This window comes from Streptomyces sp. NPDC051940 (genome assembly GCF_040680895.1).
Lineage (GTDB): Bacteria > Actinomycetota > Actinomycetes > Streptomycetales > Streptomycetaceae > Streptomyces.
The window spans coordinates 171,162-186,414 of the sequence record NZ_JBFAXR010000003.1 but is presented as its reverse complement, the minus strand read 5'-3'; the positions used below and the strand labels follow the sequence as shown (position 1 = coordinate 186,414).

Annotated in this window: 15 protein-coding genes and 1 tRNA gene; 5 read left to right on the top strand and 11 right to left on the bottom strand. The window is 72.8% G+C overall.

Annotated features, from left to right (window positions below; genetic code table 11):
- Positions 1–127: 127 nt before the first annotated feature.
- From AB0M28_RS02845 to AB0M28_RS02825, 5 genes are all read right to left on the bottom strand, one after another.
- Complete coding sequence (locus AB0M28_RS02845) at positions 128–1,084, bottom strand: superoxide dismutase (protein ID WP_365396613.1); 957 nt, start codon at positions 1,082–1,084, stop codon at positions 128–130.
- 168 nt (positions 1,085–1,252) lie between these two features.
- Positions 1,253–2,482 carry a cysteine--1-D-myo-inosityl 2-amino-2-deoxy-alpha-D-glucopyranoside ligase gene (gene mshC / locus AB0M28_RS02840; protein ID WP_365396610.1) on the bottom strand — a complete coding sequence of 410 codons (1,230 nt, stop codon included), beginning with the start codon at positions 2,480–2,482 and terminating at the stop codon, positions 1,253–1,255.
- A gap of 133 nt (positions 2,483–2,615) precedes the next feature.
- The gene (locus AB0M28_RS02835) at positions 2,616–3,461 is read right to left on the bottom strand and encodes an SCO1664 family protein (RefSeq protein WP_365396607.1); all 846 of its coding nucleotides are present in this window, start codon (positions 3,459–3,461) and stop codon (positions 2,616–2,618) included.
- On the bottom strand, positions 3,425–4,015 hold the full coding sequence (locus AB0M28_RS02830) for a DUF3090 domain-containing protein (RefSeq protein WP_365396604.1): 591 nt from the start codon (positions 4,013–4,015) through the stop codon (positions 3,425–3,427). The genes AB0M28_RS02835 and AB0M28_RS02830 overlap by 37 nt, the downstream gene beginning before the upstream one ends.
- Positions 4,016–4,100: 85 nt before the next feature.
- Positions 4,101–4,802 carry a histidine phosphatase family protein gene (locus AB0M28_RS02825; protein ID WP_365396602.1) on the bottom strand — a complete coding sequence of 234 codons (702 nt, stop codon included), beginning with the start codon at positions 4,800–4,802 and terminating at the stop codon, positions 4,101–4,103.
- Positions 4,803–4,854: 52 nt separating this feature from the next.
- Between AB0M28_RS02825 and AB0M28_RS02820 the strand changes: the two genes are divergently transcribed.
- The gene (locus tag AB0M28_RS02820) at positions 4,855–5,838 is read left to right on the top strand and encodes a magnesium and cobalt transport protein CorA (RefSeq protein WP_365396599.1); all 984 of its coding nucleotides are present in this window, start codon (positions 4,855–4,857) and stop codon (positions 5,836–5,838) included.
- Between the two features lie 26 nt (positions 5,839–5,864).
- Here AB0M28_RS02820 and AB0M28_RS02815 read toward each other — a convergent pair whose 3' ends face one another.
- Together AB0M28_RS02815 and AB0M28_RS02810 are read right to left on the bottom strand one after the other, a co-directional pair.
- On the bottom strand, positions 5,865–6,656 hold the full coding sequence (locus tag AB0M28_RS02815; protein ID WP_365396596.1) for a ferritin-like domain-containing protein: 792 nt from the start codon (positions 6,654–6,656) through the stop codon (positions 5,865–5,867).
- A gap of 173 nt (positions 6,657–6,829) precedes the next feature.
- A complete protein-coding gene (locus AB0M28_RS02810; RefSeq protein ID WP_365396593.1) occupies positions 6,830–7,879 on the bottom strand; it encodes an LLM class F420-dependent oxidoreductase in 1,050 nt (349 codons plus the stop codon).
- A gap of 128 nt (positions 7,880–8,007) precedes the next feature.
- Here AB0M28_RS02810 and AB0M28_RS02805 point away from each other — a divergent pair, with 128 nt between their 5' ends.
- On the top strand, positions 8,008–8,991 hold the full coding sequence (locus AB0M28_RS02805) for an aldo/keto reductase (RefSeq protein WP_365396590.1): 984 nt from the start codon (positions 8,008–8,010) through the stop codon (positions 8,989–8,991).
- On the top strand, positions 8,988–11,246 hold the full coding sequence (locus tag AB0M28_RS02800; RefSeq protein ID WP_365396587.1) for a helix-hairpin-helix domain-containing protein: 2,259 nt from the start codon (positions 8,988–8,990) through the stop codon (positions 11,244–11,246). Before AB0M28_RS02805 ends, AB0M28_RS02800 begins: the two co-directional genes overlap by 4 nt.
- A 110-nt stretch (positions 11,247–11,356) precedes the next feature.
- Here AB0M28_RS02800 and AB0M28_RS02795 read toward each other — a convergent pair whose 3' ends face one another.
- Positions 11,357–12,079 (bottom strand): hypothetical protein, encoded by a 723-nt coding sequence (locus AB0M28_RS02795; protein ID WP_365396584.1) that lies wholly within the window; start codon positions 12,077–12,079, stop codon positions 11,357–11,359.
- A gap of 47 nt (positions 12,080–12,126) precedes the next feature.
- On the opposite strand from AB0M28_RS02795, the gene AB0M28_RS02790 reads away from it, so the two are divergent.
- Positions 12,127–12,315: a DUF5703 family protein gene (locus AB0M28_RS02790; protein ID WP_365396581.1), complete on the top strand. Its 189-nt coding sequence runs from the start codon at positions 12,127–12,129 to the stop codon at positions 12,313–12,315.
- A 73-nt stretch (positions 12,316–12,388) separates the two neighbouring features.
- On the opposite strand, the gene AB0M28_RS02785 is transcribed toward AB0M28_RS02790, so the two are convergent.
- From AB0M28_RS02785 to AB0M28_RS02775, 3 genes are all read right to left on the bottom strand, one after another.
- The gene (locus AB0M28_RS02785; protein ID WP_365396579.1) at positions 12,389–13,114 is read right to left on the bottom strand and encodes a chaplin; all 726 of its coding nucleotides are present in this window, start codon (positions 13,112–13,114) and stop codon (positions 12,389–12,391) included.
- Between the two features lie 138 nt (positions 13,115–13,252).
- Positions 13,253–13,486, bottom strand: coding sequence for a chaplin (locus AB0M28_RS02780; RefSeq protein ID WP_365396576.1), 234 nt, complete (start codon positions 13,484–13,486; stop codon positions 13,253–13,255).
- Between the two features lie 192 nt (positions 13,487–13,678).
- Positions 13,679–15,007, bottom strand: a complete 1,329-nt coding sequence (locus AB0M28_RS02775) for a M20/M25/M40 family metallo-hydrolase (RefSeq protein ID WP_365396573.1) — start codon at positions 15,005–15,007, stop codon at positions 13,679–13,681.
- Positions 15,008–15,146: 139 nt separating this feature from the next.
- Here AB0M28_RS02775 and AB0M28_RS02770 point away from each other — a divergent pair.
- Positions 15,147–15,231: transfer RNA gene (locus AB0M28_RS02770), tRNA-Leu, on the top strand.
- Positions 15,232–15,253: the final 22 nt, after the last annotated feature.

Below are 15,253 nucleotides of genomic sequence, written 5' to 3'. Positions count from 1 at the left end.
CACTCCCCCGTACGTATCTCCCACCCCCGGCGTTCGATTCCGCGCGGCTGCCTCCCCCGGTCCCCGTGGCCCCGGGGGAGGCAGCGGCCGCGTCACGGCAGGTGGGCGGCGGGTGCGTGGAATGAGATCAGAGCGGGACGCTGACGATCGCCGACGACATCGCCGGATCGCTCCAGTCGGAGTCGAACTTCGCGTTCACGGCGTACAGACGGCCGCCCCAGGCCGCGATGGTCGTCGGCTCGTCGAAGCGCGCGTCCTCGATCCGGCGGACGAAACTCCCCGCCGTCCCCTCGTCGTTGAGGCGGTACACCTCGATCGCGTAACTCCAGTTGAGGACGACGTACAGCGTCCGCCCCCGCAGCAGCAGCCCGTCGCCGTTGTACGGCTGCTCGCCGCCGGTGAGGACGGTGCGCGTGGCGTGCCCGGTGCGCGGGTCGACGCGGAACAGGGCGCCGGCGAGGTCCCCGACCACCAGCAGCGCCTTGCCGTCGGGTGTGCGGGAGATGCCGTTGGCGCCCCACCACTCGCCGCCGGGCGGGGTGGGCACCCAGTCGCCGCCGAGGGGCAGCCGGCCGAGTGCGGAGGCGGGCGGGACCCGCGGGGTGACCGGCAGCCGGTACAGGACGTCGTTGAACGAGTCGGTGAACCACGCGGTGCCGTCCGCCACCACCGCGTCGTTGACGAAGGTCGCGCCCGTGGCGGCCTGGTAGCGGCCCAGGACCGCGCCGCTGGCGGCGTTCACGATCCGGATCTCGCCGCCTCCCCCGCCCGCGACGAGCAGCCGTCCGTACGGATCGGTCTTCAGGCCCACGGACATCGCGCCCGTGGAGTGGGTGATGATCCGGCCCCGGCCGGTGGCCAGATCGGCCCGGTAGAGAGAGCCGTCGAGCAGGGAGCCGGTGTAGGCGACGGGCCCCGGCCCGATGGCGATGCCCTCCGGCTGGAAGCCGGCGGGGAGCCGGATGTCCGTGGGCCAGGTCTCCCCGGCCCGCGCGGAGGAGGCGCCGAGGACGCCTAACGCGGCGGCACCGCCGACGGCCGCGGCGGTGCCCAGGAGTCTGCGACGTGCGAGTGGCTCAACCACGGTGTGGTCCTTCCCTCGAGTTGCACAACCCCCACAGGCCAACACACGCCCACCGCACACGTATACGACTTATGCCGAAGTTGACCGAAACGAAATGAGCGCCCCTCCCGCAGCGGGAGGAGCGCCCCATTCCGTGACTCAAGAGCGACTCGAAGGTGATGTGCGGACCTACAGGGCCACGCCCAGCAGCGCGTCCACGGCCCGGGAGATCACACCCGGGGCGCCCATGTCGGAACCGCCCTCGGCGCGCTGCAGCGCCGCCCAGCGGTCGACCGCCTCCAGCGCGGCGGGGGCGTCGAGATCGTCGGCGAGCGCGTCGCGGACCTGCTCGACGAACGGCTCGGCCGCCGGCCCGTCCGGACGGGAGACCGCGGCGCGCCAGTGGGCGAGGCGCTCCTGCGCCCGCTCCAGGACGGACGCTGTCCACTCCCAGTCCTCGCGGTAGTGGTGCGACAGCAGCGCCAGCCGGATCGCCGCCGGGTCCACGTCGTCACGGCGCAGCTGCGAGACGAAGACGAGGTTGCCCTTCGACTTCGACATCTTCTCGCCGTCCAGCGCCACCATCCCGGCGTGCACGTACGCCTTGGCGAAGGGGTACTCCCCGGTCAGCGCCTGGGCGTGCGAGGCGCCCATCTCGTGGTGCGGGAACGCCAGGTCGCTGCCGCCGCCCTGGATGTCGAAGCCCATGCCGAGGTGCTCGAGGGCGATGGCGACGCACTCGATGTGCCAGCCGGGCCGGCCGGGGCCCAGCGAGGCGCCGTCCCAGCTCGGCTCGCTCTCGCGGGCGGCCATCCAGAGCATCGGGTCGAGGGGGTTCTTCTTGCCCGGCCGGTCGGGGTCGCCGCCGCGCTCGGCGGAGAGCATGCGCATCGCGGCGGCGTCGAGCCCGGAGACCTCGCCGAAGTGGGAGTCGGACGCGACGGAGAAGTACACGTCGCCGTCGAGCTCGTACGCCGCGCCGGCGTCCCTGAGCCGCTCGACCAGCGGGACGATCCGCGGTATGGCCTCGACGGCGCCCACGTAGTGCTTCGGGGGCAGCATCCGCAGGGCGGTCATGTCCTCGCGGAAGAGGGCGGTCTCGCGCTCGGCGAGGTGCGTCCAGTCCTCGCCGTCGCGCACGGCCCGCTCCAGCAGCGGGTCGTCGACGTCGGTGACGTTCTGGACGTAGTGGACCTGCCGCTTGTTGTCGAGCCACACACGCTGTACGAGGTCGAAGGCGTTGTAGGTCGCCGCGTGACCGATGTGGGTGGCGTCGTACGGGGTGATCCCGCAGACGTAGAGACGGGCCGTCTCCTCCGTGCGGAGGGTGACGAGCTCGCCGGTCGCGGTGTCGTGGATCCTGAGGTCACGGCCCTTGCCGGGCAGGGCGGGGACCTCGGAAGCGGGCCAGGCATACATGCCATGAGCGTAACCGGCGGAAGTGCTGTTCACACCGGCGGGATGCCGATCTTCGGATCGGCCGGGCCGGGGCGCGTCCGGCGCCCGGTCGGGAGGCCCCGGGCCGGCTCGCGCCGGCGGCTCCGGAACCGGCTCAGATCGGCGGCCAGGGGATCGCCGGCCAGTTCCCGCTCGGCTCGGGGTGACGGCCGGTCTCCCGCAGGGCCGTGACGCGGCCCCGCAGCGCCTTCAGCTCGCCGGCGGTGATCAGTCCGCCCAGCCGGTCCGCGAGCGGCTCCCCGGGCGCCAGGGCGGCGGTAAGGGCGTCCATGGCGGCCACCGCCTCGGCGGTGAGCGGTTCGCCCGCCCAGCCCCACAGCAGGGTGCGCAGCTTGTCCTCGGCGTTGAACGTGACGCCGTGGTCGATGGCGTACAGCCGGCCGTCGTCCGTGGGGAGCAGATGGCCGCCCTTGCGGTCGGCGTTGTTGATGACCGCGTCCAGGACGGCGAGCCGCCGCAGCCGCTCGTCGTCGGCGTGCACGAGCAGCGCCGTCCGCCCGTCCCCGACCTCGGCGAAGCCGACGGCCTTCCAGCCCGGCCCCGGCTCCTCGGCGTCGATGAGGGCCAGCAGGGACGCGTCGCCGGCGACGTCGATCCACAGCTGGCACATGCCCGCCCCGTACGGCCCGTCCGGGCGCAGCACGGTCGGCGGGACCAGATGCCAGCCGGTGGCCTCCGAGACCTCGTACGCGGCGACCTCCCGCTGCGCGAGCGTGCCGTCGGGGAAGTCCCACAGCGGGCGCTCCCCCGCCACCGGCTTGTACACGCACTGCGCGGAGCGTCCGTCCAGCTCGGCGCGGCACAGCAGCGCGGCGTTGGAGGACTCGCGGATACGGCCCAGCACGGTCAGCTCGCCGCGGGTGAGCAGCTCCTCCGCGCCGTCGGCGGACGGCGACGGCGGTGTCACTCGCCGCGGCGGTATCCGTTCTGGCGCGGGCATACGTGTCCCTCCGGGTCGAGCGGCAGGCTGCACAGCGGGCAGGGCGGACGGCCGGCGTTGACGACGTCCAGTGCGCGTTTGGCGAAGGCGCGGGCCATCTGCCCGGTGATCCGCACCCGGAGCATCGGAGGGCCGTTCTCGTCGTCCTGCAGCAGCGCCTCCTCGGCGGCCGCCAGATCCTCCTCGGAGTCGGCCTCCAGCTCCACGAGGGCCTGCGCCTCGACCACCATCCGCTCGGTCTCGCCGTCCCAGGCCAGCGCCATGGTGCCGACCCGGAACTCCTCCTCCACCGGCGCGTCCAGCGGCGCCGTGTCGGCGAGCTCCGTGAGGGCTACGGCGGGCACCGCGGCGCTGCCGCCGGTCCGGCGTACGACCTCGTCCAGCAGCTCGTCCATCCGCTGGGCGAGCGCCTCCACCTGGGTCTTCTCCAGCGCCACGCTGGTGGTCCGGCCGCCGCTGGACGCCTGCAGATAGAACGTCCGGCGCCCGGGCAGGCCCACCGTGCCCGCGACGAAGCGGTCCGGCGGGTCATAGAGGTACACCTCTCGAGGCACGTCCTGCTCCGATAACTCGACTCGATTGCGGGTCAACCCTACTGCGGGGCCGCCGCGCGTCCACGGACGCGTCGCGCGGCCGGCGTCACGGTGCCCCCGCGCCGCCGCCGACGTCGGCCGCGCCCTGCCGGCCGGGGTCCTGCTCCGGTGCCGCCGCGGGCGCCAGCCCGGCGAGGTCGCCGGTGTCCCCCAGACGCAGCACGAAGGGCCGCAGGGGCGTGTAGCGGATGGCGGTGACGGAGCACGGGTCGACGGCGATGCGCTGGAAGAGGTCCAGATGCATCCCCAGGGCGTCGGCGACGACCGCCTTGATGATGTCGCCGTGGGAGCACATGGCGTACACCGCGTCGGGGCCGTGCTCGTCGGCGATCCGCGTGTTCCAGTCCCGTACCGCGTCGACCGCCCGCGCCTGCATGCCGCGCATCGACTCGCCGCCCGGGAAGACGGCGGCGGAGGGGTGCGCCTGGACGGTGGCCATCAGCGGGTCGTCCGCCAGCTCCGCCAGCTTGCGGCCGGTCCACCGGCCGTAGTCGCACTCGGTGATCCGCTCCTCCGTGTGCACGGTGAGGGCGGGCAGCGCGGCGCTCAGCGGGCGGAGGGTCTCCCGGCACCGCTGCAGGGGGCTGGTCACGGCCGCCGCCAGACCGATGCCCGCCAGCCGTCCCGGAAGGGCGGCCGCCTGCTCCAGCCCGCGGTCGTCGAGTGCGACGCCGGGACCGCGGCCGGCCAGCACGCCCGTGGTGTTGGCGGTCGAACGGCCATGCCTGATCAGCAGCAGGGTGGGCATACGAGCCAGCGTACGGCAGGACACCCGTTCAGCGATCGGAAAGAATGACGGCGTGATCGTCGACTGCGCCCTGTACCGGGGCGGGCAGCGGGAGAAGTCAGCGGCGGACTTCGCGACGCTGCTCGCCGAGGCGCGGGCGGACGAGGAAGCGTTCGTCTGGATGGGGCTGTTCGAGCCGGAGGAGTCGGAGTTCGCCGCGATCACGTCCGAGCTGGGCCTGCACCCCCTCGCCGTGGAGGACGCCGTCTCCGCGCACCAGCGGCCCAAGCTGGAGGTCTATCCGGAGTGCCTGTTCCTGGTGCTCAAACCGGTGCTGTACGACGAGCCGTCGGACACCCTGACGCTCTACGAGATCGCCGTGTTCGTCGGCGACTCGTTCGTGCTCACCGTCCGGCACGGGGCCGCCAACCCGCTGGGGACGGTGCGTTCACGGATGGAGCGGACACCGGACGTGCTCCGGCACGGGCCGACCGCCGTGATGTACGCCGTCTGCGACGCGGTGGTCGACAACTACCTCGACGTGGCGGAGGAGCTGCACCTCGACCTGGAGGGGCTGGAGGCGGAGGTCTTCGACCCGGGCTCGGGCAGGTCCCGCGGCACGGTGGCCAGGATCTACGGCTTCAAACGGCAGACCCTCGACTTCCGCCGGGCGACCGGCGCCCTGGCCGACCCGATGCGCAGGCTGGCGGGCGCCGGCGTGCCCTTCGTGCACCAGTACTCGCAGCCGTTCTTCCGCGACGTCAGCGACCATCTCACCCGCGTCAACGAGCACGTCGAGGGCATCGACCGGCTGCTCGGCGACATCCTCTCCGCGCAGCTCGCCCAGATGGGCGTCCAGCAGAACGACGACATGCGGAAGATCTCGGCGTACGCCGCCATGGCCGCCGTACCGACGGTGATCGGCGGGGTGTACGGGATGAACTTCGACCACATGCCGGAGCTGCACTGGATGTACAGCTATCCGGTGGTGCTGCTGGTGATGTTCTCGGCGGTGTTCTCGCTGTACCGCTGGTTCAAGCGTAAGGAGTGGCTGTAGCGCTGGGGCTGTAGCGCCCGCCGGCGTTACGCCGACTGGGTGGCCGCCGGGGGTACGCCGCCGCCGAGGGCGTCGAGCTTCTCCGGCATCCTCAGGGTGACCATCCGCCGCCAGCCGAGCAGCCGCTCGTACGCGTACACGCCGTTGATGCCGGCGGACAGCAGCACGGACTTCGCCTTCGGCCACTTCAGGATCCGGCCCATGTGCTCCATCACCGCATGGCTGACGTCCCGGTAGACCGCGATCTCGGCGAGCGCCGCCTCGCGCAGGACCTCCTGGATGGTGCGGCCGTGGCCCGCCTGGGCGAAGCGCAGCAGCTCCTCGTTGCAGTAGGCCAGATGGTTGTCCTCGTCGGCGGAGATCATCTTGACCGCGCGGCCCACCTCGGGGTGGTCCCCGAAGTACTTCGTCAGCATCCGCATCTGCTCCGATGCGCGCTGTTCGGTGACCCGGCTGTGCGCCAGGTAGACGATGATGTCCCGCTCCGACAGCCGGTCGTCGCGACGCAGCTGGTCGTGCGCGAGGCCGATGCCGATGCCCTCCAGGAGCATCGTGTAGTCGGTCTCGCCGGGGACCGGGACCGGCTCCAGGCCGCGCTTCTTCATCAGCGCGTTGAAGATCCGGCCGTGTTTGTCCTCGTCCGCGCCGTGTCTGGCCACCTTGGGGGCCAGCTCCCGGTAGGAGTCCGGCACCAGGGTGGCGATCCTGGCGTTCTCCCAGCCGCCCTGGGCCTCGCCGGCGGCGGCGATCGAGCAGAACAGCCGGAACGACTCGTCGTTGTCGAGGATCTCCGTGTACAGGAGCCTGGGTGAGAGCATCGGGAACACCTCCGCAGCACGACATCCGCGACTTTCGAGTCAATTACGCACAGCGGCGAACCGCAACAGGGGCGTAACCATCCGGGCGCGCGGGCGTTAGGCGGGTGACGGCCGTGGCGGGGAAGACCCCCGAGCCCCCACCACGGCCGCAGAGACTCTCTCCGGCTCCCCGGTTACGCCAGTCCGGCCCGCTCCAGGGCCTCGACACCGGCCCGCAGCCCGGCCAGGCGCTCCTCGAGCGTCCAGCCGGAGGGGGTGAGGGACAGCGTGGTGACCCCGGCGTCCGCGTACGCCTGCATCCGGTCGGCGATGCGCTCCACGGGGCCGAGCAGCGAGGTGGAGTCGATCAGCTCGTGCGGGACGGCGGCCGCGGCCCCGGCCTTGTCGCCGGCCAGGTACTTGTCCTGGATCTCGGCGGCCTCCTTCTCGTAGCCCATGCGCTGGGCGAGCTTGTTGTAGAAGTTCTGCTTGCGGCTGCCCATGCCGCCGACGTACAGCGCCGTGTACGGGCGGAAGATCTCGGCCAGCGCCTTCGGGTCGTCGCCGAGGGCCAGCGGGACGGTGGGGACGACGTCGAAGCTCTCCAGCGTCTTGCCGGCGAGCGCGCGGCCGGTGCGCAGCGGGGAGAGGGTGGTCTCCTCGGCGTGCTCCGGGGAGTAGAACAGGACCAGGGCGCCGTCGGCGATCTCGCCGGTCTGCTCCAGGTTCTTCGGGCCGATGGCCGCGATGTAGAGCGGCACGCGCTCGCGGACGGGGTGCACGGTCAGCTTGATGGGCTTGCCCGGACCGTCGGGGAGCGGCAGCGTCCAGTGCTCGCCCTCGTGGGTCAGGCGCTCGCGGGACATGGCCTTGCGGATGATCTCGACGTACTCGCGGGTGCGCGCCAGGGGCTTGTCGAAGCGCACGCCGTACCAGCCCTCGGAGACCTGGGGGCCGGAGACGCCGAGACCGAGGCGGAACCGGCCGCCGGTGAGGGTGTCGAGGGTGGCGGCGGTCATCGCCGTCATCGCGGGTGTGCGCGCGGGGATCTGGAAGATGGCCGAGCCGACGTCGATCCGCTCGGTCTGCGCGCCGACCCAGGCGAGCACGGTGGCGGCGTCGGATCCGTAGGCCTCGGCGGCCCAGCAGACGTCGTAGCCGAGGCGGTCGGCCTCCTTCGCCACGGCGAGATTGTCGGCGTCCATGCCGGCGCCCCAGTAGCCGAGATTGATCCCGAGCCGCATAGCCATCCCCTTACTGGTGGGTAATGTCGTCCTGGGCGGACTCTAGCGCCCGCTTCGCCGTTCCGGGAGGAGGGGTTTATCCACAGGGGGACGCGAACGGCACGTCCGCCCCACTAATGTCACGGGCCATGGAGCTCAGGCATCTCGGCCGTACCGGCCTTCGCGTGTCCCGTATCGGGCTCGGCACCCTCACCTGGGGCCGCGATACGGGAGAGAGCGATGCCGCCGCCCAGCTCAAGACGTTCTGGGAGGCGGGCGGCACGCTCGTCGACACCGCCGACGTCTACGCGGACGGCGGCGCGGAGTATCTGCTGGGGCGGCTGCTGGGCGAGCTGGTGCCGCGGCGGGACCTGGTCATCTCCACGAAGGCGGGCAGCGTGCCCGACCCGGACCGGCGCTTCGACTGCTCGCGCGGACATCTGCTGGCGGCGCTGGACGCCTCCCTGGAGCGCCTGGGCACGGACTACGTCGACCTGTGGCAGATCCACGCGTACGACCCGGTGACACCGCTGGACGAGACGCTGCAGGCCCTGGACATCGCCGTGGGCAGCGGCCGGGCGCGCTATGTGGGGGTCAGCAACTTCTGCGGCTGGCAGCTGGCCAAGGCGGCGGCCTGGCAGCTGGCCGCGCCGGGCGGGCGGACGCGGCTGGCCGGCACGCAGCTGGAGTACTCACTGCTGCAGCGCGGCATCGAGCGTGAGGTGCTGCCGGCCGCCCTGGACCTCGGCGTCGGGGTGCTGCCCTCCTCCCCGCTGGGCCGCGGGGTGCTCACGGGCAAGTACCGCGACGGCACGCCGCCCGGCTCGCGCGGGGCGGTCGAGTATCTGGCGCCGTTCGTGGCCCCGTATCTGGACGAGCCGGCGAGCCGCATCGTCGACGCCGTGGCGACGGCCGCCGACGGCCTCGCGGTCACACCGCTGGAGGTGGCGCTGGCGTGGGTGCGGGACAGACCCGGGGTGACGGCTCCGGTGATCGGTGCGCGCAACGCCGAGCAGCTGGCGGAGGCATTGTCAGTGGAGGCCCTTACGCTTCCAGACGAGATCTGCCGGGCGCTGGACGATGTGTCGGCGCCGGTGCACCGATATCCGGATCATGACTGGAGCACGTTGTGAGTGACGCAGCAGACACCGCGGACGCGGGGGGCGAGGAGGCTTCGGTGGCTTCCACGGCGGAGGCTGCGGGGGCCGTCGGCGGGGGCGTCGACGTCGGATCCGGCCCGGACACGGCCGCGGAGGGCGCCGTGGCGAGTCCCGGTGACGATCCGTCGACAGCAGGTCAACCCAGTTTCACGGGGTCCGGGGGCGAAGACTCCGGTACTCCTGAGCAGGCGGCCGAAGGCGACGGGTCCGAGCGCAAGCCGCGTCGTACCGAACCCATCGACTCCGGCGCCGCGCTGAGCGGCGACGCGGCGCAGCTGCTCGCCGCCGTGCGGGCCGTGGAGAGCGGGGAGCGGTCCGCCAGGTCGTTCTACGCCGAGGCCCCCAGGTCCGCGGCCCGCCGTGCCCCGGCCCCGGCGTCCGCGGCGCCGTCCGTGCCCCCGCCCGGGCGCAGCCCGGAGGCCGGGCAGCCGCGGCCCGTGGACGCGGACGCGCTCGGCGCCATCCGCGAGGTGCTCGCCGCGGGCGGCGCCCCCGAGGCGCTCGCCGAACGCGTCGGCGAAACCCTTGGCGAGGGCGCCGCGGAGGTCCTGCGCACCGACCCGTGGCAGCTGCTGGCCGTGCCGGGTGTCACGCCCGACAACGCCGACGGCTTCGCCCGTGCGCTGCTGGGCGGCGACTGCGGTCCCGACGACCCCCGCCGCGCGCTGGCGCTCGTGGGCCGGCTGCTGGAGCAGGCCGCGCGCAAGGGACACACCGCGCTGGAGAGCGGCGTCCTGGGCAAGGCCCTCGCGCAGTACGCCGTGCCGGACGCCGCGGCCGCGCTGGACACCGCCATCGGCGAGGGTGCGGTGCTGGTCTTCCACGAGGTGCTGGGCGAGCCCGCGGCCGAGGGCGAGGAGCCGCCCACGCGGATCCTGCTGGGCCTCGACCGCTACGCCCTCGCCGAGGAGAGCCTCGCGGACGGACTGGCCCGGGTGCGGACCACGTTCCGTCCGGAGGACGACCGGACGGCCGGCGGGGCGGCGGCCTGGGAGGCCGTGGCCGTGGCCGCCCCCAGCCCGTCGGCGGGCGAGCTGATCCGGGCGTCAGCCGAGCACGGCCTGGTGCTGCACACCGGCGGCGACGCGGCCCGCGCCGAGCCCGTGGCGCTGACCGCCGCGGCTCTCACGCTCGGGCTCCGGGCGTACACGGCCGCCTACACACCTGCCGGCCGGCAGCAGGCGGCGGCGCTGCTGGGTGCACCCGACGGCAGCGCACCCGTCGGTGACACGGCGGGCGCTCCCGACGGCGGCACGCCGGGGCTCCACCCCGCCGCCGTGACCCTGGCCGGACTGCTGGACGGCACCGAGGGCCCGGGACGGGACGAGGAGGGCCTGCTGCCGCTCGACCTGCTGGTCGTCCTGGACGCCCCGCAGCTGGACGTGGAGGCCGCCGCGGCGCTTGTCGAGGCGCTGCCCGACGGCGTACGCCTCGTCCTCAGCGGTGACCCCGCGGCGCTGCAGTCGACCGGCCCCGGCCGGGTGTTCGCGGATCTCACCGCGGCGAAGGTCTGCCCCCAGGTGGCCTCCCGCACCCCCGACCCGGGCCCGATCGGCGAGCTGGTCTCCGGCATCGGCATCGGCGAGCTGGCGGAGGTCGACGCCCCCGGCAAGGAGGTCGTGATCGTCCAGGTGCGCGACGCCGACGAGGCGGTGCTGCGCACGGTCCAGCTGGTCGCCGACTCGGTGCCGCGCGCCCTGGGCGTACCAGCCGAGCAGACGCAGGTCATCACCGTCGGCCCAGGTGGCGCGGTGGGCACCCGCGCGCTCAACGAGGCCCTGAAGGCGCGGCTGAACCCCGGCCCGGGCAAGTTCGGCGGCTTCGACCCGGGCGACCGGGTGCTCTACGGCACGGGTCCCGGCCGTACCCTGCTCGCCCGGGTGCGCGGCGCCGACGAGGAGGGTCTGCGGCTGGACGGCGAGGACGGTTCGGCCCCGGTGGTCAGCCCCCGCCTGGTGCCCCGCACGGTGCGCCACGCCTGGGCGCTCACGGCGGAGCAGGCCGCGGGCCGGCGCTGGCCGGCGGCGGTGGCCGTGGTGCCGGGTGACGCGGGCCGGGAGCTCACCCGGGCCTGGGCGTACACGGCGTTCAGCCGGGGTGAGCGGCATCTCTCGGTCGTCCACGGCGCCGGCCCCGCGCTGGCCCAGGCGATCGCCCAGACGCCGGCCCGGGAGCGTACGACGCGGCTGCGCACGCTGCTGACCCCGCAGGAGGCGGCGGCGGAGTGACGCGAAGGGGCCCGGACGCACGTCCGGGCCCCTGTGCCGGCCCGGACGTGGTCCAGGCCGCTGTGCCGCCATGCCGGGCGGTCACCGGTCGGTTCCGCCTCGGCGGGCGGTCACCGGTCGATGGTCTCCAGCTCGTCGTCGTCCCCGTCGAGGAGGTCCATCTCGTCCTCGTCCTCGTCCTCCTCGTCGAGGTCCTCCTCGTCGAGCTCGAGTTCCTCGTCGAACGCCGCGCTCACGTCGAACCTGCAGATCACCTGCTCCGGATCCGCCTGGTCGAAGGGCGCCGAGAGCCACTCCCCCGGATCCGAGGGCTCCTCCTCCGCGACCACCCAGACCGTGGAGTCGCCCTCGGCCAGGCCGAACTCCAGATGCCGGGCGGCGATCTCGTCGGGTTCGTACTCGCCGAACAGCACCCCGACGGCCGCGGTGAGGTTGCTGCCCACGACTCCCGCCGCGTCCGCGGAGTCGGACTCCGCCGCGTCCGGATCGAGCTCGGCGATGCGCTGCGCCTGGGCGAGCAGCCGGTGGGTGTCGACCACGGCGTAGTCCCGCCGGATCAGGACGCTCAGCCCGCGCGGTTCGTCGGGCCCGGCGTAGGCCGGCAACTGGTCGCTGCCCGGGATCTCGAAGGGCGTGACCTCGTCGTGGACGTCGTAGAGCACCTCGTCGTACGCCTCGGCTGCCGCGGCCAGCGCCTCGAAGGCGTCTGTGACCTGGGGGTCGTTGTCCCCCGAACGTTCCTCGACGGCCGCCAGATGGCGGTCGATCGCGGCTTTCAACGCCTCCGCGGCGGCGCGTACCTCGGCAGCGGCTGGCTGCGCAGCATCAGACATAGTGCAGACGCTATCCGTACTGGGGCCCATTCCGCACAATGGATGCGATGCCGGAATACGAGTTTCGTGATGTGTACGTGCCGCGCGGGGTTTCCCGCAACGCGGCGACCCGCCTGCTGACCGACCACGCCGAGTACGGACACTGGGAGTTGCACCGGCTGCGTCTGTTCCCGGACGGCAGCCGCAAGGTGCGGCTGCGACGAAGGATCATCCGCCAGGTCAGAGCGACCTGGTGACGTGCCGTGGGGCGGGCCGCCGGACAGGGCGGCCCGCCCCACGGGCGTGCGCTGGTGGCATCCCGTCGGCGGATCAGGCCGCCGCGCGGGCACGCCGGTAGAGCACGGTGCCGGCGAGCAGGAGTCCGCCGGCGGCGGGCAGCGCCACGCCGAGAGCGGAACCGCCACCGGTCTGCGCGAGCTCACCCACGGGCTTGCCGGAGCGCCCGGTCTGCGGCTCGGGCTTGGGCTTCGGCGTCTCGTCGCCAGGCGTGTCGGGGGTGTCCGGGGTCTTCGGCTTGTCCGGCGTCCCCGGCTTGCCGGGCGGGTTCCCCGGGGGGTTGCCGGGCGGGTTCTCCGGCGGGTACTCGGGGGTCGGCGGCTTCTTGTGGCCGTGCGACTTGTTCTCGCACGCGTTGTCCGTCGCCGCGTTGCCGATACCGACGACGCTGACCGTGTTCCCGCAGACGTTCACGGGGACGTCGACGGGCACCTGCACGGTGTTGCCGGAGCCGACGCCGGGCGATCCCTTGGTCTTGCCCTCGGCGCTCGCCCCGCCGCCGGCGGTCTTGCCGCCGCTGCTGTTGGTGCACTCGTTGCCGCTCGCGGGGTTGAGCAGACCGATCACGTTCACGGTGTTGCCGCAGACGTTGACCGGAACGCTGACAGGCACCTGCACGACGTTGCCGGAGCCGACGCCCGGCGAGTTCGAGGCGGTGCCGTCGGCACCGGAGTCCGCGAGCGCGGCTCCGCCCGTCACGGCCAGCACGCCGCCCGCGGCCGCCACCGTGATCAGGCTCTTCCTTGCGACATGTCGCATGGGTTGTTCCCTGCCTTACTTACCTTGCTGGAGTGCGGCCGGTTCGCTGTCCGGCCGCCGGATACCCGGCCGGCCCCGGAGTACGACTGTGCACTCCGGGGCCGGCCAGGTCAGACCCTCACGGGTTCAGGCACAACGTCACTTGTTGACGCAGGTGTTGCCGAAGGCGGGGTTCAGCAGCCCGATGACGTTGATGGTGTTCCCGCAGACGTTCACCGGGACGTGGATCGGCGCCTGGATGACGTTGCCGGACACGACGCCCGGGGAGTGCACGGCGGCACCCTGAGCACCGGAGTGGGCGGTCGCCAGGCCCGCACCCGCGAGCACCAGGCCACCAGTGGCGGCCGCGGTAGCGACAACCTTCTTGATCATTGTTCCTCCTCGTTGACGGTGCAGTCCCAGCCGCGGACTGCACCCTGGAGAAACGAAGAAGGACCAATCAAGCTACGAGCCTATGGTGGTATTCACCCAATCCAGTCCGTTTACGTACGAGCATCCGATTACTCTCTGCGAGGGGCGCGGCCTGGTGCGCACACGCCCCCCGCGAAGCACGGTCAGGCGGGGTCAGCAGGCGTCGAGGAAGCGGTCCAGCACCCGCACCCCGAACTGCAGCCCGTCGACCGGCACCCGCTCGTCCACGCCGTGGAACATCCCGGCGAAGTCCAGCTCCGGCGGCAGTTTGAGCGGCGCGAAGCCGAAGCACCGGATGCCCAGATCGTCGAAGGACTTCGCGTCCGTCCCGCCCGACAGGCAGTACGGCACGGCCCGGGCGATCGGGTCCTCCGCCCGCAGCGCGGCGGACATGGCCTCCACCAGCGCCCCGTCGAAGCTCGTCTCCAGCGCCTTGTCGGCGTGCACGTCCTCGCGCCTGACGCGCGGGCCGAGGATGCGGTCGAGGTCCGCCAGGAACTCCTCCTCGTACCCCGGCAGGAACCTTCCGTCGACGTGCGCGGTGGCCTGCCCGGGGATGACGTTCACCTTGTAGCCGGCGCCGAGCATGGTGGGCGCGGCGGTGTTGCGCAGGGTGGCGCCGATGATCCGGGCGATGCCGCCCAGCTTGGCGAGGGTGGCGTCCATGTCCTCGGGGTCGAGCTCGACGCCGAGCGCGTCGCCCAGTTCGTCGAGGAAGCCCCGTACCGACTTGGTCAGCCGCACCGGGAACTTGTGCCGGCCGAGGCGGGCGACGGCCTCGCTCAGCTCGGTGATGGCGTTGTCGTTGTTGGTCATGGACCCGTGGCCGGCCGTCCCGTCGACGGTGAGCCGCATCCAGTGCATGCCCTTCTGGGCGGTCTCGATGAGGTAGAGCCGCACGTCCTCGTTGACGGTGAAGGAGAACCCGCCGACCTCGCCGATCGCCTCGGTCACGCCCTCGAAGAGATCGGGGTGGTTGTCCACCAGATGCCGCGCCCCGTAGGTGCCGCCCGCCTCCTCGTCGGCGAGGAAGGCCAGCACGATGTCGCGCGGCGGCTTACGCCCCGACCGCAGCCGGTCGCGTACGACGGCGAGGGTCATGGCGTCCATGTCCTTCATGTCGACCGCGCCGCGCCCCCAAACGCATCCGTCGGCGATCTCGCCGGAGAAGGGGTCGTACGTCCAGTCCGCCGCGTTCGCGGGCACGACGTCCGTGTGCCCGTGGATGAGGAGCGCGGGCCGCGACGGGTCCTCGCCCTCGATCCGGGCGACGGTGGAGGCGCGCCCCGGGTGCGACTCGAAGATCTGGGGCTCCAGCCCCACCTCGGCCAGTTTCTCCGCGACGTACTCGGCGGCGGTCCGCTCGCCCGGCCCCGAGTGGTCGCCGTAGTTGCTGGTGTCGATCCTGATCAGATCGCGGCACAGCTCCACGACCTCGTCCTCGCCGCGCACGGCACGGCCCGGCTCCGCCGTCTGGCTCACACTGCCTCCTGGAATCGCTGGTACGCCCCCATCCTGCCTCCCGCCCACGCGGAGCCCAAGGGCTGGTGATCCACACCCGGATTCCTTTGCTATGGTTTACCGCGTCGCCAGGGAGCAGGGCTCCGGGGCGGCGACCCAGGTCCGGGTGGCGGAATGGCAGACGCGCTAGCTTGAGGTGCTAGTGCCCTTTATCGGGCGTGGGGGTTCAAGTCCCCCCTCGGACACGTTCTTACGCACACATCAGAC